Source organism: Sphingomonas sp. UNC305MFCol5.2 (genome assembly GCF_000712135.1).
In the GTDB taxonomy this organism is placed as follows: Bacteria; Pseudomonadota; Alphaproteobacteria; order Sphingomonadales; family Sphingomonadaceae; genus Sphingomonas.
Map to the genome: position 1 here is coordinate 151,169 of NZ_JOOE01000003.1, position 18,562 is coordinate 169,730.

The 18,562-nt window shown below is 66.5% G+C and carries 18 protein-coding genes; 4 read left to right on the plus strand and 14 right to left on the minus strand.

The features are described from left to right. Positions 1-42: 42 nt before the first annotated feature. Positions 43-1,938 carry a signal peptide peptidase SppA gene (gene sppA, locus BR78_RS0112445; RefSeq protein ID WP_029936602.1) on the plus strand — a complete coding sequence of 632 codons (1,896 nt, stop codon included), beginning with the start codon at positions 43-45 and terminating at the stop codon, positions 1,936-1,938. Then, on the plus strand, positions 1,935-2,498 hold the full coding sequence (locus BR78_RS0112450; RefSeq protein WP_029936603.1) for a GNAT family N-acetyltransferase: 564 nt from the start codon (positions 1,935-1,937) through the stop codon (positions 2,496-2,498). The genes sppA and BR78_RS0112450 overlap by 4 nt, the downstream gene beginning before the upstream one ends. Here the strand turns inward: BR78_RS0112450 and BR78_RS0112455 are convergent. Further along, a complete protein-coding gene (locus BR78_RS0112455) occupies positions 2,495-3,127 on the minus strand; it encodes a trimeric intracellular cation channel family protein (RefSeq protein ID WP_029936604.1) in 633 nt (210 codons plus the stop codon). The two genes, BR78_RS0112450 and BR78_RS0112455, sit on opposite strands and share 4 nt — an antisense overlap. A gap of 11 nt (positions 3,128-3,138) precedes the next feature. Further along, a complete protein-coding gene (locus BR78_RS0112460) occupies positions 3,139-4,290 on the minus strand; it encodes an MBL fold metallo-hydrolase (RefSeq protein WP_037566680.1) in 1,152 nt (383 codons plus the stop codon). Positions 4,291-4,363: 73 nt separating this feature from the next. Here BR78_RS0112460 and ligA point away from each other — a divergent pair, with 73 nt between their 5' ends. Both ligA and BR78_RS0112470 read left to right on the plus strand, forming a co-directional pair. Beyond that, positions 4,364-6,496 carry an NAD-dependent DNA ligase LigA gene (gene ligA / locus BR78_RS0112465; RefSeq protein WP_029936606.1) on the plus strand — a complete coding sequence of 711 codons (2,133 nt, stop codon included), beginning with the start codon at positions 4,364-4,366 and terminating at the stop codon, positions 6,494-6,496. Between the two features lie 166 nt (positions 6,497-6,662). After that, on the plus strand, positions 6,663-9,428 hold the full coding sequence (locus BR78_RS0112470; RefSeq protein ID WP_029936607.1) for a TonB-dependent receptor: 2,766 nt from the start codon (positions 6,663-6,665) through the stop codon (positions 9,426-9,428). Between the two features lie 288 nt (positions 9,429-9,716). On the opposite strand, the gene BR78_RS0112475 is transcribed toward BR78_RS0112470, so the two are convergent. The 12 genes from BR78_RS0112475 to sufB all read right to left on the minus strand — a co-directional run bounded on the left by BR78_RS0112475 (position 9,717) and on the right by sufB (position 18,562). Next, entirely contained in the window at positions 9,717-10,184 is a 468-nt protein-coding gene (locus BR78_RS0112475) for a GreA/GreB family elongation factor (RefSeq protein ID WP_029936608.1), read from the minus strand. Next, the gene (gene mgrA / locus BR78_RS0112480; protein WP_029936609.1) at positions 10,181-11,242 is read right to left on the minus strand and encodes an L-glyceraldehyde 3-phosphate reductase; all 1,062 of its coding nucleotides are present in this window, start codon (positions 11,240-11,242) and stop codon (positions 10,181-10,183) included. Before mgrA ends, BR78_RS0112475 begins: the two co-directional genes overlap by 4 nt. A gap of 44 nt (positions 11,243-11,286) precedes the next feature. Then, the gene (locus tag BR78_RS0112485; protein ID WP_029936610.1) at positions 11,287-11,643 is read right to left on the minus strand and encodes a HesB/IscA family protein; all 357 of its coding nucleotides are present in this window, start codon (positions 11,641-11,643) and stop codon (positions 11,287-11,289) included. Positions 11,644-11,765: 122 nt separating this feature from the next. Next, a complete protein-coding gene (locus BR78_RS0112490; protein WP_029936611.1) occupies positions 11,766-12,263 on the minus strand; it encodes an SUF system Fe-S cluster assembly protein in 498 nt (165 codons plus the stop codon). Then, positions 12,260-13,471, minus strand: a complete 1,212-nt coding sequence (locus BR78_RS0112495) for a cysteine desulfurase (protein ID WP_029936612.1) — start codon at positions 13,469-13,471, stop codon at positions 12,260-12,262. The genes BR78_RS0112490 and BR78_RS0112495 overlap by 4 nt, the downstream gene beginning before the upstream one ends. After that, positions 13,468-14,550: a SufD family Fe-S cluster assembly protein gene (locus BR78_RS0112500; protein WP_029936613.1), complete on the minus strand. Its 1,083-nt coding sequence runs from the start codon at positions 14,548-14,550 to the stop codon at positions 13,468-13,470. The genes BR78_RS0112495 and BR78_RS0112500 overlap by 4 nt, the downstream gene beginning before the upstream one ends. Further along, positions 14,547-15,311, minus strand: a complete 765-nt coding sequence (sufC, locus tag BR78_RS0112505) for a Fe-S cluster assembly ATPase SufC (RefSeq protein ID WP_443027677.1) — start codon at positions 15,309-15,311, stop codon at positions 14,547-14,549. Before sufC ends, BR78_RS0112500 begins: the two co-directional genes overlap by 4 nt. Then, complete coding sequence (locus BR78_RS0112510) at positions 15,298-15,597, minus strand: hypothetical protein (RefSeq protein ID WP_029936615.1); 300 nt, start codon at positions 15,595-15,597, stop codon at positions 15,298-15,300. Before BR78_RS0112510 ends, sufC begins: the two co-directional genes overlap by 14 nt. Then, the gene (locus BR78_RS0112515; protein ID WP_231478253.1) at positions 15,594-16,019 is read right to left on the minus strand and encodes a hypothetical protein; all 426 of its coding nucleotides are present in this window, start codon (positions 16,017-16,019) and stop codon (positions 15,594-15,596) included. Before BR78_RS0112515 ends, BR78_RS0112510 begins: the two co-directional genes overlap by 4 nt. Before the next feature lie 82 nt (positions 16,020-16,101). Continuing rightward, on the minus strand, positions 16,102-16,617 hold the full coding sequence (locus tag BR78_RS0112520) for a hypothetical protein (RefSeq protein WP_029936617.1): 516 nt from the start codon (positions 16,615-16,617) through the stop codon (positions 16,102-16,104). After that, entirely contained in the window at positions 16,614-17,090 is a 477-nt protein-coding gene (locus BR78_RS0112525) for an endonuclease domain-containing protein (RefSeq protein ID WP_231478254.1), read from the minus strand. Before BR78_RS0112525 ends, BR78_RS0112520 begins: the two co-directional genes overlap by 4 nt. An 8-nt stretch (positions 17,091-17,098) precedes the next feature. Then, entirely contained in the window at positions 17,099-18,562 is a 1,464-nt protein-coding gene (gene sufB, locus BR78_RS0112530) for a Fe-S cluster assembly protein SufB (protein WP_029936619.1), read from the minus strand.

Sequence of the window (18,562 nt, forward strand, 5' to 3'; positions counted from 1 at the left end):
CGCCATCCGGTAGCAGGAAGGCGCAATGAAGGAGCGGCACAGGTGAGACTGGTTCGGGGCGCGTGGAAGATTCTGGTCGGTATCAAGGACTTCCTTGTCCTGGTGCTGATGCTGCTGTTCTTCGCCGGGCTGTTCACCATCCTGTCGTACAAGCCGAACAAGGCGGCGATCCATGACGGGGCGCTGGTTCTCGCGCTTGACGGGACGATCGTCGAGCAGCCCGAACAGCCTGACCCGTTCGCGCGCTTCAGCGGCGGCGAGAGGCTGCAGCAGCACCGGCTGCGCGACGTGCTCCGCGCGCTCGAGGCTGCGCGCACCGATGACCGCGTCAAGGCAGTGGTGCTCGATCTCGACCGGTTCATGGGCGGTTATCCGGCGACGATCACCGAAGTCGCCGACGCGGTGGGCAAGGTGCGCGCGGGCGGCAAGAAGGTGCTCGCTTATGCCACCGGCTATACCGACGACGGCTATGCGCTCGCCGCCAATGCCAGCGAGATCTGGGTCAATCCGCTGGGCGGCACGCTGTTCGCCGGGCCGGGGGGCACGCAGATCTATTACAAGGGGCTGATGGACAAGCTCGGCGTCAATGCGCACGTCTACAAGGTCGGCAAGTTCAAGTCGGCGGTCGAGCCCTATATCCGCAGCGACATGTCGCCCGAGGCGCGCGAGGCCAATCAGGCGCTGTACGGCGCGATCTTCAGCCAATGGCAGGAAGGCGTGACCAAGGCGCGGCCCAAGGCGCGGATCGCCGATTATCTGGGCAAGCCCGACGAAGTCGTGGTCGGCGCGAAGGGCGACATCGCGGCAGCGAACCTGGCGTACGGGCTGGTCGACAAGGTCGGCGACCGGCTCGCTTTCGGCAAGCGCGTCGCCGAGATCGTCGGCGCGCCTTCGGGCAAGCCGGCGGGCAATTTCAAGGCGATCAAGCTCGCCGACTGGGTCGCGGCCAATCCGGCACCGAGCGGCGGCGACGCGATCGGGGTGATCACCGTCGCGGGCGAGATCGTCGACGGCAAGGCCGGGCCGGGGACCGCAGGCGGCGACACGGTGAGCGCATTGCTGCTCAAGGGGCTGGCCGAGAAGAAATTGAAGGCTCTGGTATTGCGCGTCGATTCGCCGGGCGGATCGGCGATGGCATCCGAGCAGATCCGCCAGGCGGTGCTCCAGGCCAAGGCGCAGGGGCTGCCGGTGGTGGTCTCGATGGGCAGCCTCGCGGCGAGCGGCGGCTATTGGGTGTCGACCGCGGGCGACACGATCTTTGCCGAGCCGAGCACGATCACCGGATCGATCGGAATCTTCGGGGTGCTGCCTTCGTTCGAGAACAGCCTCGCCAAGATCGGCGTGACCAGCGACGGCGTGCGCACGACGCCGCTCAGCGGCCAGCCCGACGTGATGGGCGGGATCAACCCGGCCACCGATCGCATCCTGCAGGCGGCGATCGAGGCGGGCTATGGGCGCTTCGTCAACCTCGTCGCGCAATCGCGCAAGCTGACGCCGCAGCGCGTCGACGAGATCGGGCAAGGCCGGGTGTGGATCGGCGGTGTCGCGCACCAGTTGAAGCTGGTCGACCGGTTCGGCGGGATCGATGCCGCGATCGCCGAGGCGGCTACGCGCGCGAAGCTCGATCCGAAGAATGTCCATGCCGTGTATCTGGAGAAGGAGCCCGACGCGTGGACGCGCTTCCTCAACGATGTGCTGGCGGGGGGCGACGATGACGATCGCGACTGGGCCGATCAGCCTGCGGGCGCCGATCTTTACGGCCGGATCGCCGCCGAACGCCGCGCGCTGCTCGGCCAGGCGCTGGGCGATGCGCGGCGGCTCGCAATGGGCGGGTCGGTGCAGGCGCGCTGCCTCGAATGCGCGGCGATGGGGCCGGCAATGGTCCGTGCCGAGGACCGCAGCCTGCTCGGCCTGCTGATCGCGAGGATCGGCCTGTGATCGCGATCCGCGCAGCCACGCCTGAAGACGCGACGTCGATCGCCGCGATCTACGCGCCGCATGTGCTCACCGGCACCGCATCGTTCGAGATCGACCCGCCCGACGCGCGGGCGATACGGACGCGGATGGCGTCGAGCGATGGGCTCTATCCCTGGATGGTCGCCACCAACGGCGATGCCGATGGCGGGGTGATCGGCTATGCCTATGCCAGCAAGTTCCGCGACCGCCCGGCCTATCGCTATGTCTGCGAGAGCTCGATCTACCTGACCGACGCGTCGAGCGGCTCGGGGGTGGGCCGCCTCCTGTACGGGGCGCTGGTCACCACGTTGCGGGCGCAGGGGTTCGTGCATGCGATTGGCGCGATCACACTCCCCAACGACCGTTCGATCAAGCTGCACGAGGCGGTCGGGTTCCGTCGGGCGGGCGTATATCGCGAAGTCGGCTTCAAGCACGGCCAGTGGATCGATGTCGGCTTCTGGCAGGTCCAGCTCAACGAGCCGGTCGTACCGCCGGTCGAGCCGAAGAAGTTCAGCGACGTGGGCGTCGTCCGGCCGACCTAGCGTTGCCCGCGATAGGCCGGGAGCGCCAGCTTCCACACGATCGCCGCTGCCCTTAGCGCAAAGCCCGCGGCGGCGGCGATCAGGCCGGCGGCAAGCGGCGTGAGGCCGGCGAGGCTCAGCCCGACATAGACCGTGGAGGCGAGCGCCGCCGCTGTCACGTAGAGCTCGGGGCGCATCAGGATCGAGGGTTCGCCGACCAGCACGTCGCGGATGATGCCGCCGACGCACGCGGTCATCACGCCCATCAGTGCCGCGGGGATCGGCGGGATGCCGTAGCTGATCGCCTTGGCGGCGCCGAACGCGGCATAAGCGGCGAGCCCGAAGGCATCGAGCCAGTCGAAGGTGCGATCGCTCCACCAGCGCTGCGGAGTCAGCCACACCGCCACTGCGACGGTGAGGATCAGCGCCGGCACCTTGGCGTCGTGCACCCAGAAGACCGGCGCGCCGATCAGCAGGTCGCGCACCGTGCCGCCGCCGACCCCGGTGATCAGCGCGAAGAAGGCGGCGGTGACGAAGGTCTGGCCGCGCCGTGTGGCCGATAGGGCGCCGGTCGCGGCGAACACGGCGATGCCACACATGTCGAGCCAGGGGAGGATCGGGCCGAGATGCTCGGCGACCTGGATTTGCATGGCGGCTTTGTCTAGCGTCGCAGCGGTGGCGTCAAACATCGTTCGACGCCGATCATGTCGGGATGCGGCGGCGGCGCTGCCAGCGCGGGCACTTCCACCGGCACGCCGATCGCGACGGGAGCGAAACGCGCCGGATCGCTGCCGGCGCAGCGCATCATCGCATCGAGCATGCGCGGCGGCGTGTCATAGCCTTCGCGCGAAAGGCGGAAGGTGCCCCAGTGGATCGGCAACGCGAAAGGCCGCCCGAGCCCGTCCCACACGCGGATCGCGTCGCGGGGGCCGATATGGCTGCCGCTCGCCATCTGCCCCTCCTCGAAACGAAAGGCGCCGATCGGGATCGCGGCGAAACGGATCGGGCCGAGCGCCGCGGCCTCGGCAGGCCATTTGCCGTCGCCCAGCCCGGTATCGCCGGCGAAGAAGAAATTGCCGCCGGGAAGCCGGACCACGAAGCTCGACCATAGCGCGCGATTGCGGTCGCTGAACCAGCGGCTGCTCCAATGGTGATTGCGCGTCACCGTCACGTCGACATCGGGCCGGATCGCGAGACGCCCGCCCCAGTCGAACGCGCGCGCAGGCACGCCGGCCTGGCCGATGACGCTGTCATTGCCGAGGCTGGTGACGATGATGGGGCGATCGCGTTGCCACAGCCGCCGGAGAGTCTGCAGGTCCAAATGGTCGTAATGGTTGTGGCTGACGAGGACGAGGTCGATCCTCGGCAGGTCTTCGAAGCGGATGCCGGGTGCGGCGACGCGTCGCGGGCCGAAGCCGAGCGGACCGGCGCGGTCGCTCCACACGGGATCGGTGAGGATGTTGAGGCCGTTGGTCTGCACCAGCAGGGTGGCGTGGCCGATCCATGTGGCGTGCATCGCCGCGCCTTCGACGCGCGCGGCGGGCTTCGCTGGCCGCACTGCGACGCGTTCGGGCCAGGCCGGCTGGCCGGGGTCGCCGAAGAGTCGCCGCGCGAGGAAGCCGATGCGGCTGCCGCTCGCGGGCAAGCGATCGTCGTCGCCATCGGGATTGAAGAAATGCGCGCCGTCGAAATGCGCCGTGGCCGGTCCGCGATAATAGATGCGGTCGAGAAAGTGCGGCAGCACGATGAGGTCCAGACAGAGGAGAACGGTGGTCCACAACAGCCCGGTCAGGGCAAGCTTGAGCAGGCGCATTCGCCCTTCTTGCGGGGGCCGCGCGCGCGATCAAGCTTGATCGGCGGCGCCCGCCTCCCCTAACCGATACGCCATGACATCCGATCTGCCCCGGACCGAGGAAGAAGCCGCCGCCGAGCTCGAGCGGCTCGCCACCGAGATCGCGCATCACAACCGGCTCTATCACGCGGACGACGCGCCCGAGATCAGCGACGCAGAATTCGACACGCTGATGCGGCGGAATCAGGCGATCGAAGCCGAATTCCCCCATCTCGTCCGCGGCGACTCACCCTCCCGGAAAGTGGGCGCCGCGCCTTCGGGGCATCTCGCCAAGGTGGCGCATGCGCGGCAGATGTTCAGCCTCGACAATGGTTTCTCGGACGAGGATGTCGGCGAATTCCTCAGGCGGGTGCGGCGCTTCCTCAACCTGTCGGCGGACGAACCGATCGCGCTGACCGCCGAACCCAAGATCGACGGGCTTTCGTGCTCGCTGCGCTACGAGCGGGGCCGGCTGGTCCAGGCGCTCACGCGCGGCGACGGTCAGATCGGCGAGGACGTCACGGCCAATGTGCGGACGATCCGCGACATCCCGCAGGAGATTCCCGGCGCGCCCGACATCTTCGAAGTGCGCGGCGAGGTCTATATGGCCAAGAGCGACTTCACGGCGCTCAACGCCCGGCTGCTCGCCGAGGCGGAGGAAAGCGGCAAGGAAGCGCGCCAGTTCGCCAATCCGCGCAATGCCGCCGCGGGCTCGCTGCGCCAGAAGGACGCGTCGGTCACCGCCTCGCGGCCCTTGCGCTTCCTCGCCTGGGGCTGGGGCGAAGTCGCCTCTCTGCCCGGCGAGACGCAGTCGGCGGTGATCGCGGCGATCCGGGCAATGGGTTTCCCGGTCTCCGATCTGTTCGTCGGTCCGGTCGATCTCGACGCGGCGCTCGCGCAATATAAAAGGATCGAGGCCCGGCGCGCCGATCTGCCCTTCGACATCGACGGCGTCGTCTACAAGATCGACCGGCTCGACTGGCAGACGCGGCTGGGTTTCGTCGGACGCGCGCCGCGCTGGGGGCTGGCGCACAAATTCCCCGCCGAGCGCGCGCAGACGACGCTCAACGATATCGAGATCCAGGTGGGGCGCACCGGCAAGCTGACGCCGGTCGCCAAGCTGGAGCCGGTGACGGTGGGCGGCGTGGTGGTCCGCAACGCGACTCTGCACAATGCCGACGAGATCGCGCGGCTGGGCGTGCGTCCCGGGGACCGGGTGGTGCTCCAGCGGGCGGGGGACGTGATTCCGCAGATCGTCGAGAACCTCACGCGCGACGAGGAGCGTCCGGCCTGGAGCTTCCCGGACCATTGCCCGCGCTGCAATTCGGAGGCGGTCGCCGAGGAAGGCGAAGTCGATGTCCGCTGCACCGGCGGATTGATCTGCCCGGCGCAGCGGCTCGAGCGGCTCAAGCATTTCGTCAGCCGCGGGGCGCTCGATATCGAGGGGCTGGGCGAGAAGACATTGGTCGAATTGCTCGACCTCGGCTGGATCACCGAGCCGGCCGACATCTTCCGGCTGGCGCCGCATCGCGAGGAATTGCTGCAGCGGGAAGGCTGGCAGGAAAAGTCCGTCGACGCCCTGCTCGCCGCGATCGAGGCCAAGCGCGCGCCCGACGCCGCGCGACTGCTGTTCGGGCTCGGCATTCGCCATATCGGCGCGATCACCGCGCGCGACCTGCTCAAGCGCTATGCGACGCTCGCCGCGATCCGGTCGCTGGCCATGGAGATCATCGCGCTCCGGGATGCCATGCCCGTCGCAATCGGCGAGAGCGAGCAGAAACACCGTGCGCGCCTCGACAAGGCGATTACCGAGCATATCGGAGTCGAGAATGTCGGCGGCGCCGTCGGGCAGGCCTTGGCCGACTTCTTCCACGAGCCGCACAATGTGGCGCTGTGGGAGGATTTGCTGGCCGAAGTCTCGCCGCCGCCCTTCATCGTCGAGACGCGGGCTTCCGAAGTCTCGGGCATGACTCTCGTATTCACCGGCAGTCTCGAGTCGCTGAGTCGCGACGAGGCCAAGTCGCAGGCCGAATCGCTGGGCGCGCGAGTCGCCGGTTCGGTGTCGGCGAAGACGAATCTGGTGATTGCCGGGCCGGGCGCGGGATCGAAGCTCAAAAAGGCCGCGGAGCTCGGAATTCGCGTTATTTCCGAGGAGGATTGGGCCAAAATCGTCGCCGAAGCCGAGTGACTTTTTTGCAACGCAGCAAATGAATCAACTGTTACCAACAGCTTGCCCGGCTCATGCCGATTGACTGTCATCGGTTGGACATAAATGAATTCCATGGGCAGCGGCGACGGTACACCGCACCGCGTGATTAGTGCATTCAGGGCACACCGAAGGGGACTTTCTTAAAATGCGCACCAAGCTTTTTGCTGGCGTGGCTTTCGCCGCGCTCCTGATTCCGGCGAGCGCCTATGCGCAGTCGACCGGCACGATCGACTTCGAAGAAGGCAGCGAAGAGATCGTCGTCACCGGCACGCGGACGCAGAACGGCGTGAACGGCATCGTGGTTCCCGATACCACGAAGACCCGCGGCGTGCTGAACCAGGAATTCATCCAGCGCCAGGCGCCGGGCCAATCGGTCAACGACCTGATCAACCAGCTTCCAGGCGTCAGCTACACCAACAACGATCCCTTCGGTTCGTCGGGCGGCTCGCTCAACATCCGCGGCTTCGAAGGCACCCGCATCAGCCAGACCTTCGACGGCATTCCGCTCAACGATTCGGGCAACTACGCGATCTACGGCAACCAGCAGCTGGATCCCGAGCTGATCGAGCAGGTCAACGTCAACATGGGCACCACCGACGTGGACAGCCCGACCGCCGGCGCCACCGGATCGACGGTGAACTATCGCACGCGCAATCCCAGCGAGGATTTCGGCGTCAAGCTGATCGGCTCGGTCGGCGACTTCGACTTCTTCCGCATCTTCGGCCTGGTCGATACCGGCACCTTCACGTCGTTCGGCACCCGCGCGTGGCTCTCGGCGAGCTCGGCGCGCAACCATTCGCCGTTCAACGACCGCGCGCAGGTCGAGAAGCAGCAGTATAACGCCAAGCTCTATCAGCCGCTGGGCGATAACGGCGACTTCATCGCGATCTCCGGCCACTGGAATGAGAACCGCAACAACTTCCAGGGCTCGGTGCCGCTGCGCACCGATCTTCGGCAGCTGAACTCGGCGACCGGCGCCGACCTCGGCGCGCGCAATGTCGGCCCGAATACCAGTGATCGCTTCCCGATCACGAATGACGAGCGCGAATATTCCGTGCCGCTCTGCCAGATCACCAATACCGCCCGTCCCGGCATCGCCGACACCGCGAACAGCTGCGGCTCGGTCTTCGACGAGCGCTTCAATCCGTCGAACACCGGCAATATCCGCATCAATTCGCGCTTCACGCTCGCCGAAGGCCTCGTCTTCGCCGCCGATCCTTACTACCAGTACACCAAGGCCAATGGCGGCGGCACCACCGTCGGCCAGGAAGCGCGTCGTGACGTCAATCCGACCGGCGGGGCCGCGAATTGCAACACCACGCCCAATGGCGCGGCGGTGAGCTGCCAGGTCGGCTATATCGGCGGCGTTCCCTATTTCGGCCGCGACCTGAACGGCGACGGCGATCTGCTCGACACCGTCCGCCTGCTTACGCCGAGCCAGACGCAGACCCATCGCATCGGCGTGATCTCGTCGCTGCGCTACACGGTCGCGCCGGGCCAGACCGTGCGCGTCGCCTATACCTATGATCGCGCACGCCATCGCCAGACGGGCGAGACGGGCTTCCTGCAGTATAACGGCAAGCCCTTCGACGTCTTCCCGGTCAACGATCCGGTCCTCGACGTGAACGGCCGCGCGCTGCAGAAGCGCGACCGCCTGTCCTTCGCCATCCTGCATCAATTCGCTGCGCAATATAATGGCGAGTTCTTCGACGGCACCCTTCGCGTCGATGCGGGCATCAGCGTCAAGTTCCTGCGCCGGAACCTGAACAACTATTGCGCCACTTCGAGCGCGGCGGGCTTCGTCGAGTGCTTCGGCTCGGACAGCGCGGCGCAGGCCGCATGGCTCGCGGCGAACCCGACGCAGACCGTGCCTTACGCCGCGGGTGTCGACGGCGCGACCTGCCCGCCCAACCCGACGCCGGCGACCAACTGCACCTTCCCGACCCAGGGACCGCAGCAGCGCATCGTCGATTACAAGCGTGCCCTGCCGAACATCGGCTACGTCGCCGACATCACCGACAAGCTCTCGATGTACGGCAATTTCTCGCAGAGCATCCAGGTGCCGGGTACGGACAATCTGTACAACTCGTTCTTCTATCCGGTGACCGCCGATCAGGCGAACCCGAAGCCCGAGACCACCGACAACCTGGAAACCGGCCTGCGCTATCGCTCGTCGAAGGTCCAGGCACAGGTCGCGGCCTGGTACACCAACTACAAGAACCGGCTCGCTTCGTCCTACGACGCCGAGCTCGACAAGACGGTGTACCGCAACCTCGGCAAGGTGAAGCGTTTCGGTTTCGACGGGACGATCGCCTATCGCCCGATCAACGAGCTGAGCGTCTATGCCTTCGGTTCGTATCTCGACTCGGAGATCGAGGACAATGTGGTCGCCGGCCGCACCGCGGCGGGGACGCCGATCTATGCTCCCACCAAGGGCAAGCGTGAATCGAACGCCCCGGTCTATACCTTCGGCGGCGGTGCGCAGGCGACTTTGGGCTTCGCCGACTTCGGCTTCAACGTGAAGCGTACCGGCCCGCGCTACATCTACGACACCAACGAGCCGGTGCAGCAGATCGTCGCCTACACCGCGGCGAACAGTCCGACCGGCGTTGCGCAGACCCGCACGATCCAGGTCTTCGGCAACAAGGTTCCGGCCTATACGCTCGTCGACTTCAACGCGCGCATCCCGCTCGGCTGGGCTGGTCTCAACGACAAGACCTACTTCCAGCTGAACGTCCTCAACGCGTTCGACAAGCTGTGGGTCAGCTCGCTCAACAGCGGCAACGGCGCGCTGAACCAGGGACCGACCTTCAACCCGGGAACGGGCGCGGTCACCGGGTACGGCAACGCGCCGAACTCGCAAATCGGCTATCCGCGCACCTTCATGGGTTCGCTGGTGGTGGGCTTCTAAGCCCAACCTGCCGACGGCAAAGACGAAGCCGCCGCTCCAGCGATGGAGCGGCGGTTTTCGTTTGTGGGAAGCGGCGGCGCGGCGGTCTGGAGTCCGTCCTCAATTCCCGTCATCCCGGAAGCCAATTTTCTCCAAATCGGTGATTTGGTCAGAAAATTGAGCTGTCCGGGATCCACCGGGAGGCAATGGCCGGTGGAGAGGTGGATCCCGGACAGTAAGGCTTTCCTACCGAAAACCTGTCGGTTTCCGGGAAAGCCTAACTTCCGGGATGACGGTAACTTCGGGTCCCTAGCCCGGGATCGCAGAGACTTCCAGAATTTCGATCGCTTCCGTACGACCATTGAAATCGACGCGCTCGCCCTCTTCCGCACCGAGCAGCGCATGGGCGAGCGGCGCCGAGAACGCGAGGCGATCGGCATGCGGATCGGCCTCGTCATGGCCGACCAGATCGATCACCCGCTCCTTGCCCGCCAGCCGGATGCGCACGCGCGATCCGATGCCGACCACGCCCTGCTCGGGCGGCGGGGCGACCTCGGCGGTGGTCCGGCGGGTGTTCCAGTAGCGCAACTCACGCCTGAGAACCTCGCGCGGCTCCTCCGCGGTCTCGGCGGCGATCGCCGCTTCGAGCTCGACCACCTTCGCCTCGATCGCCGCGAGTCCGCGCGCCGTGACCAGATTGGGGCCGGCCGGCAACGGGATCTCGAACTTCGGTTCCTTATGTTCCTCGTCGCTTTCGCGGCGGAAGGCGACACTCATCGTTGCGGCAATTCCTCTAGCGTGGATGATATCTTCCAAAGATCCACGGCGCCTTCGGTTGCATGGGTATCGATTTCGGCTAGCTCTGCGGCGCTGAAGCCGAGATTGTTCACGGCATCGAGCGAATCGTCGAGCTGCTCGACAGTCCGCGCGCCGACCAGTGCCGAGGTCACGCGCGGATCGCGCAGCACCCAGGCGATCGCCATCTGCGCGAGCGTCTGGCCGCGGCGTTCGGCAATGGCGTTGAGCGCGCGGATGCGGGCGAGATTCTCGTCCGACAACAGTCCCTGGTTGAGCGAGCCGCCTTTGGCCGCGCGGGCATCCTCGGGAACCCCCTTCAGATATTTCGACGTCAGCATGCCCTGCGCCAGCGGCGAGAAGGCTATGCAACCGGTGCCGAGATCGTCGAGCGTATCGAGCAAATCACTCTCGATCCAGCGATTGAGCATCGAATAGCTCGGCTGGTGAATGAGCAACGGCACCTTGTATTCGGCGAGGATCGCCGCGGCCCGCCGGGTCAGCTCGGGCGAGTAGGACGATATCCCGACATAGAGCGCCTTGCCCTGCCGGTGGATGTGCGCGAGCGCGCCCATCGTCTCCTCGAGCGGCGTCTTGGGATCGACGCGGTGCGAATAGAAGATGTCGACATAATCGAGCCCCATCCGCTTCAGGCTCTGGTCGCACGAGGCGATGAGGTATTTGCGGCTGCCGCCGACATCGCCATAGGGCCCCGGCCACATGTCCCAGCCCGCCTTGGTCGAGACGATCAGCTCGTCGCGGTGCGCGGCGAAATCGGTCGCCATGACGCGCCCGAAATTCTCCTCCGCCGAGCCGTAAGGCGGGCCGTAATTGTTCGCGAGATCGAAATGGGTGACGCCGCGATCGAACGCGCGGCGCAGCATGGCGCGGCCGGTCTCGAACACATCGGTGCCGCCGAAATTCTGCCAGAGGCCGAGGCTGATCGCCGGCAGATCGAGCCCCGAGCGCCCGCAGCGGCGATACGGCATGCGACCGTCGTAGCGCGCCGGGTCCGCGGTCCAGGGCTGTGGATAGGGCATGGTCTCTCTCCGATGGTGTCGGACAGCGCCCTATGCGCCAGCGCTCAGACGGTAAAGCTCTCGCCGCAGCCGCACGCGCCCTTGGCGTTGGGGTTCTCGAACGTGAAGCCCGCGGCGAAATCGTCCTCGACCCAGTCCATCGTCGAGCCGACGAGGTAGAGCACCGAGGCGCCGTCGACATAGAAGGTGCCGCCGGGGGTCTCGATCTTCTCGTCGAAGGGCGCCGCTTCGCGGACATAATCGACCGAATAAGCCAGCCCCGAGCAGCCGCGACGCGGCGTCGAGAGCTTGACGCCGATCGTGCCCTCGGGCGCTTTGGCCATCAGCTCGGCGATGCGCGCCTCGGCACGTTCGGTGAGGTTGAGCGCGGCGGGGCGGGTGCGGATCTTCGTTTCGGTCATCACTTCTTCCTTCAAGCCCCTCCGGGGGGGGGGGGGGGGGGGGGTGGGGCCTGTCCGCGAGCATTTACTCGGTGAGACATCCCCCACCCCTTGCCCCTCCCCTGAAGGGGAGGGGTTACAAGTTACAGCATCCCCAGCTCGAGTTTGGCGTCGTCGGTCATCTTCTGCGGATCCCAGGGCGGATCCCAGACGAGGTTGACTTCGGCATGGCCGACGCCGGGCACCGACCCTACGCGCAACTCGACTTCGCCCGGCATCGATTCCGCTACCGGGCAATGCGGCGTGGTGAGCGTCATCGTCACGGCGGCATGGCCGTCCGACGTGATGTCGACGCCGTAGATCAGACCGAGATCGTAGATGTTCACCGGGATCTCGGGATCGTAGATCTCCTTGAGCGCCTGGATCACCGACTCGTACAGCTCGCCGCCGGGTTCGCCGGCCGGATGCGGCTCGGGCTTCTGCTGAAGGAAACCGGTCAGGTAGTCGCGTTTGCGTTCGAAAGTCTCGTGGACACCGCCGGCCGATCCCTCGGCCGGCGCATCAAAGGCGTCGACGCGCGCTTTGGGCGGCGCATCGACGGCGTCGACTTCCTCCACCGCGATCTTGCGTTCCTCGTTCACCCGAAAATCCTCGTCACGCGTTCGATACCCTTGACCAAAGCGGCGATGTCGGCCGCTCCATTATACACTCCGAAGCTCGCCCGGGCCGTCGCCGGCACGCCCAGCGCGTCCATCAAAGGCTGGGCGCAATGGTGGCCGGCGCGGATCGCGACATTGCCTTCATCCAAGATGGTGGCGACGTCGTGCGGATGCACCCCCTCGACTGCGAAACTGACGATGCCGGCGCTGTCTTCGGGTCCGAACAGCCGGACGCTGTTGAGCTGCGACAGCGCCTCGCGCGCCTGGCGGACCAGGGCAGTCTCGTGCGCGTGGATCCGATCCAGACCGATGCTCTCGACATAATCGACCGCGGCGTGCAGCCCGACCACGCCGACGATGTGCGGCGTCCCCGCCTCGAACCGGCCCGGCGGCGGCGCGTAGGTAGTCTTCGCGAAGGTGACGCGATCGATCATCGATCCGCCGCCCTGATAAGGCGGCATCGCGTCGAGCAGCTCATAGCGGCCCCAGAGCACGCCGATCCCGGTGGGCCCGTAGAGCTTGTGGCCCGAGAAGACGTAGAAGTCGCAGCCGATCGCGGCGACGTCGACGGCCATGCGCGGCACGGCCTGGCAGCCGTCGAGCAGGATCTTCGCCCCGACCGAATGCGCGATCTGGCAAGCGCGCTTCGCGTCGAGCACCGAGCCGAGCACGTTCGAGACGTGCGCGAGTGCGACGAGCTTGTGCGCCGGCGTGATCATCGCCGCCATCGCATCGAGATCCACGCGCTGGTCGGCGGTGAGCGGGATCACGTCGATGATCGCGCCGACCTTCTCGGCAACCATCTGCCAGGGCACGATGTTCGAATGGTGCTCGAGCGTCGAGAGCAGGATGCGATCGCCGGCCTTGAGTTGCGTCCCCGCCCAGCACTGGGCGACGAGGTTGATCCCTTCGGTCGCGCCGCGGACGAAGATCGTTTCCCGGGCCTCGCCATGGATGAACTTCGCGACTCGCTCGCGCGCCGCCTCGAACGCCAGCGTCATGTCGGCCGAGCGCTGGTACACCCCGCGATGCACGGTGGCATAGGTCTCGCCATAGCCGCGGTTGATCGCGTCGAGCACCGGCTTCGGCTTCTGCGAGGTGGCGGCAGTGTCGAGATAGGCCCAGCCCGCCGGGATCGCCGGGAAATCGGCGAGGACATCGAGCGGGCGAGTGTCGGTTGTCACGCTCACAGCGCAGCCTCCAGCCATTTGTCGGCATCCGCCACAAACGCATCGCGCACGGCCTCCTCGCCGATCCGCGACATCGCGTCGGCGACGAACGCGCGGGTGAGCAGCGCCTTGGCGCGCGGCGCGGGGATGCCGCGGCTCTGGAGGTAGAACAATGCGCGCTGGTCGAGCTCGCCCACCGTCGCGCCGTGCGCACATTTCACGTCGTCGGCGAAGATCTCGAGCTCGGGCTTGAGGTTCACCGTCGCGGCGCGTTCGAGCAGCAGCCCGCGCAGCGATTGCTCACCGTCGGTCTGCTGCGCATCGCGTGCGACTTCGACGCGCGCCGCGAGGCTCACGGTCGAGCGGTTCGCCGCGACGGCGCGCCACACTTGCCGCGACGTGCCTTCGATCGCTTCGTGGCGAACCGCGACCGCGGCTTCCTGCTTTTGCGTGCCCGAAGTGAGCAGCGCGCCGCCCATCTCGGCGAAGGCACCCTTGCCGGTGAGCGTCAGCGCGCCGTCGATCCGGCTGCCCATCCCGCCGGCACCGAGGAAGATCGAGACGAGGCTCGCAGCCTCGCCGATCTCGGCCTCGTCGCGCAACGAGACGAAACCGTCGGCCTGGAGCAGCCGCACCGAGCGCATCAGCCGGGCGCCCCGGGCGAGCGCGATCTGGGTAAGCCGGTTGGCCCAGCCCGATCCCGCATAGGTCTCGACCATTGTGGCGACCGCATCCTCGGCCAAAGCGATCCGCGCGGGCACGTGGCTCTCGCCGCCCGAGCCGAGATGGACGATCTGGATGCCGGTCAGCGCCGCTTGCGGATCGAGCGACAGGACCCAGCCCTCGCCTTCGGCCATGCCGCCCAGCGGATGCGCGGTCTCCGGCGCGAAGCGGGCGACCTTGACCGGGCCGGGGCGGCTGTGCGCGGGCTCGAACACGCCGTCGACGAACAACAGACGCGGGCCCTCGATATCGAGGAACAGATCGGCGGGCTTGATCCCGACGTCACGCGGTTCGGCGTCGGCAGCGGCCCGCAGCGCCGCCATGTCCGCCCAGCGCCACTCCTCCAGTCGGGGAGAGGGAAGTTCGAGCGTGGTCACGCCGCCACCGTTCCATAGCCTTCGCGCTCGAGCTGCTGCGCGAGCTCGGGGCCGCCGGTGCGCGTGATGCGTCCGGCCTCGAGAACATGGACGAAATCGGGCTGCACATAATCGAGCAGCCGCTGGTAGTGGGTGATCAGCAGCACCGCCTTGTCGGGCGCGCGCATGATCCGGTTGATCCCCTCGCCAACCGCCTTGAGCGCATCGATGTCGAGGCCCGAATCGGTCTCGTCGAGGATCGCGAGCTTGGGCCCGATGATGCCCATCTGGACCATTTCGTTGCGCTTCTTCTCGCCACCCGAGAAGCCGACATTTACCGGGCGCTTGAGCATCTCCTGGTCCATGCCGAGCGCATCGGCCTGCGCGCGGGCGAGCTTGAGGAACTCGCCACCCGAAAGCGGCGCCTCGCCCCGCGCGCGGCGCTGGCTGTTGAGCGCCTCGCGCAGGAACTGGACGTTGGAGATGCCGGGGATCTCGACCGGATATTGGAAGCCGAGGAACAGGCCCGCCGCGGCACGCTCATGCGCTTCCATTTCGAGCAGATCGGCACCGTCGAAAGTCACGCTTCCGCCGGTCGGCTCGTATCCCGGGCGGCCGCCCAGCACATAGCCGAGCGTCGACTTGCCCGCGCCGTTGGGCCCCATGATCGCGTGGACCTCGCCTGCATTCACGGTGAGGCTGAGCCCCTTGAGGATTTCCTTGCCGTCGATTTCGGCGCGGAGATTGTCGATCTTGAGCATCATGGTCCTATTGGTTGGCATTCGCGCCGAATTGATCGTTGATGATCTTGGTCATCTGCGTCTGGGTGCAGGCCTGGATCGCCTTGTGGCTGCGGTCGGGCTCGCGCGAGCAGGCGGCTACCGTCTCGCAGGTCAGCCGGTCGAAATTCTCGTCGCCGCTCGACTGGGCGATCGCACACGCACGGACGCGGCGCTTCGAATCGAGCTGGACGCTGACCTGGAGCGGGCGCGCACGACCGGTGACGACGATGTCCTCGCCGATCACGTCCTGGCTCCCAAGCAAGGCGAGGCCGAGCGCGAGGATCACAGCGGCACCGTCAGCAGCTTGACCGACTTCAGCGGCTCCGGCGCATTATAGGCATCGACCCGGCTGCCGTCGGGGAGTTCCCAGATGATCTTGTATTGCTTGGGCTGGACGATCGCCGCGGCGATATCCGCCTCGATTGCGTCGAGCGTGGTCCGCATCCGGCCCCACCAGCGCGCATTCACCGGGCGATCGCCGAGCATCACCCGGCCTTGCGTGAAATCGCCCTCGGTGAATTCGCGGCAGCCCTTCGTCGCTTCGGCCACCTTGGCCGCGCGCGCCGCTTCCGCCGCCGGCGCGACGCCGACCTGCCGGACGATACAGCGAGCATGGCGCGTGGCGATGCCGATCTGCGGCGTGTCCTCGACGACGACGCCGCCCGCGCTCTGGGCAGCGGCAAGCGCGAACAACATTCCGAACATCATTGCGATACTCCCGGGGGCCCGAACACCGGCCCCGATCCCCCTGCCCGCGCGATGCTTGCACGGCGCCGACTGCGCATAAAGCTCATTCGCCGGCCTCCTTCGCCGGCCCGAAATGGACGACCGGACCGTCCGAGGGCGGCTTGGGCAACGGCGGCAGCTTGACGCGCTGGCGCTCGGTCTCGCGGCTCGGTTCGGAGAGGCCCAGCGGACCGGCCTGACCCGGCGCGAGCGTCGGCTTCGGATCGGTGAGCTTGGGCAGCGTGAAGGCACGCGGCACCCCGGCACCTTCGGGACGCGCCTCGCCCGGCGTCGCGGCCGATGCCAGTTCGAGGAAAGTCATCGCGCGGCAATCGGTCACTTCGTCCGCGGTCTTGGCATAGCAGACCGGCGTCGCCTGGCAGGCACTTGTGTCGCGCTTCTGGCTGCCGCTGGAGACCATGATCCGGCAATTGCGCAGCTTGCCGTCGGCGCCCTTGTCGAACAGCATCGTCGTGAGCCCAAACTGCGCACGCACGACGATCTCTTCCTCCTGCCCCTCGGCAGGAGGTGGCGCGGCAGGCACGTCCTGCGCGAGAAGGAGGAGAGCGAAGGGGATCATCGGGCCACGATTTCAAGCCCCTCCCCTTCAGGGGAGGGGTTGGGGTGGGGGCTGTTCCATCGGCTGGGTGCGGCATTCACCGCAGATGCGATGACGCGCATCACCCCTTCTATGTTCGCCATCACGTCAAGGTTGGTCACGCGCACGACGTGATAGCCATGCTCCCCAAGCCAATCGTCACGCAACCGATCCTTCGTGCCGTCGTGCGTGTCGCCATCGACTTCGACGATAAGACCGGACTGCGGGCACAGGAAATCGGCGATGAACGGTCCGATCACTGCCTGTCGACGGAACTTATGCCCCGCGAGCTGCGAATTCGACAGGTGGCGCCACAGCCGCTTCTCGGGCTCGGTCGGATTGCGGCGCATTTCGGCGGCGCGCTTCTGAAGCCATTGGATCCGCTCGATGGACAGCCCCCACCCCAAACCCCTCCCCTGAAGGGGAGGGGCTTTTTTGTTCCAGCCCTTGTCCAAAGGGTGGCTCACCCGACCGAGCCCTCCAGCGAGATCCCCAGCAATTTCTGCGCTTCCACCGCGAATTCCATCGGCAGCTGCTTGAGCACTTCGCGCGCGAAGCCGTTGACGATCAGCGCCACCGCGGCCTCCTGGTCGAGTCCGCGCTGCATCGCGTAGAACAGCTGGTCCTCGCTGATCTTCGACGTGGTCGCCTCGTGCTCGATCTGCGCACTGGGGTTCTTCACTTCGATATAGGGCACGGTGTGCGCGCCGCACTGGTCGCCGAGGAGCAGGCTGTCGCACTGGGTGAAGTTGCGGACATTCTCGGCGCCCGCCTGGACGAGCACCTTGCCGCGATAGGTATTGTCGCTGCGGCCGGCGCTGATGCCCTTCGACACGATCGTCGAGCGCGTGTTCTTGCCGAGATGGAGCATCTTGGTGCCGGTATCGGCCTGCTGGCGGCCGTTGGTGACCGCGACCGAATAGAATTCGCCGACCGAGCCGTCGCCCTGCAGGATGCACGAGGGGTATTTCCAGGTGATCGCGCTGCCGGTCTCGACCTGGGTCCAGCTGACTTTCGAGTTCGTCCCCGCGCACAAAGCGCGCTTGGTCACGAAATTGAAGATGCCGCCCTTGCCGTTCTCGTCGCCGGGATACCAGTTCTGCACGGTCGAATATTTGATCTCGGCATCGTCGAGCGCCACCAGCTCGACCACTGCCGCGTGGAGCTGGTTCTCGTCGCGCATCGGCGCAGTGCAGCCTTCGAGATAGGAGACGTAGCTCCCCTTGTCGGCGACGATCAGGGTACGCTCGAACTGGCCGGTATTCTCGGCATTGATGCGGAAATAGGTGCTCAGCTCCATCGGGCAGCGCACGCCCTCGGGCACGTAGACGAAGGTGCCGTCGGAGAAGACCGCGGAATTCAATGCCGAGAAGAAATTGTCGCGCTGGGGCACGACCTTGCCGAGCCACTTCTTCACCAGCTCGGGATATTCGCGGATCGCTTCCGAGATCGACAGGAAGATGACCCCCGCGGCCTTCAATTCCTCGCGGAAGGTGGTCGCGACCGAGACGCTGTCGAACACCGCGTCGACCGCGACTTTCCGCGCGCCCTCGACGCCGGCGAGAACCTTCTGCTCCTCGATCGGGATGCCGAGCTTCTCATAGACGCGCAGGATCTCGGGATCGAGCTCGTCGAGGCTGCCGATCGTCTTCTTCGCCTTCGGCTCGGCGTAATAATAGGCGTCCTGATAGTCGATGTGCGGGATCTGCAGCTTCGCCCATTGCGGAAGCTCCATCTCCTGCCACATGCGGAACGCCTTCAGGCGCCAGTCGAGCATCCATTCGGGCTCGTTCTTCTTGGCCGAGATGTAGCGGACGGTGTCTTCGCTCAGCCCCTTGGGCGCGAACTCCTGCTCGATGTCGGAGGAGAACCCCCATTCGTATTTCTTGTTCGCGGCGGCGAGCGCCTCGGCATTCTTCGTGGCCAT

Bases quoted from the DNA above. Each gene is read 5' to 3' on its own strand.
- BR78_RS0112455 (WP_029936604.1), bottom strand. From the start codon at position 3,127: ATGCAAATCCAGGTCGCCGAGCATCTCGGCCCGATCCTCCCCTGGCTC.
- BR78_RS0112460 (WP_037566680.1), bottom strand. From the start codon at position 4,290: ATGCGCCTGCTCAAGCTTGCCCTGACCGGGCTGTTGTGGACCACCGTT.
- ligA (WP_029936606.1), top strand. From the start codon at position 4,364: ATGACATCCGATCTGCCCCGGACCGAGGAAGAAGCCGCCGCCGAGCTC.
- BR78_RS0112470 (WP_029936607.1), top strand. From the start codon at position 6,663: ATGCGCACCAAGCTTTTTGCTGGCGTGGCTTTCGCCGCGCTCCTGATT.
- BR78_RS0112475 (WP_029936608.1), bottom strand. From the start codon at position 10,184: ATGAGTGTCGCCTTCCGCCGCGAAAGCGACGAGGAACATAAGGAACCG.
- mgrA (WP_029936609.1), bottom strand. From the start codon at position 11,242: ATGCCCTATCCACAGCCCTGGACCGCGGACCCGGCGCGCTACGACGGT.
- BR78_RS0112485 (WP_029936610.1), bottom strand. From the start codon at position 11,643: ATGACCGAAACGAAGATCCGCACCCGCCCCGCCGCGCTCAACCTCACC.
- sufC (WP_443027677.1), bottom strand. From the start codon at position 15,311: ATGCCAACCAATAGGACCATGATGCTCAAGATCGACAATCTCCGCGCC.
- BR78_RS0112515 (WP_231478253.1), bottom strand. From the start codon at position 16,019: ATGATGTTCGGAATGTTGTTCGCGCTTGCCGCTGCCCAGAGCGCGGGC.
- BR78_RS0112520 (WP_029936617.1), bottom strand. From the start codon at position 16,617: ATGATCCCCTTCGCTCTCCTCCTTCTCGCGCAGGACGTGCCTGCCGCG.
- sufB (WP_029936619.1), bottom strand. From the start codon at position 18,562: ATGGCCACGAAGAATGCCGAGGCGCTCGCCGCCGCGAACAAGAAATAC.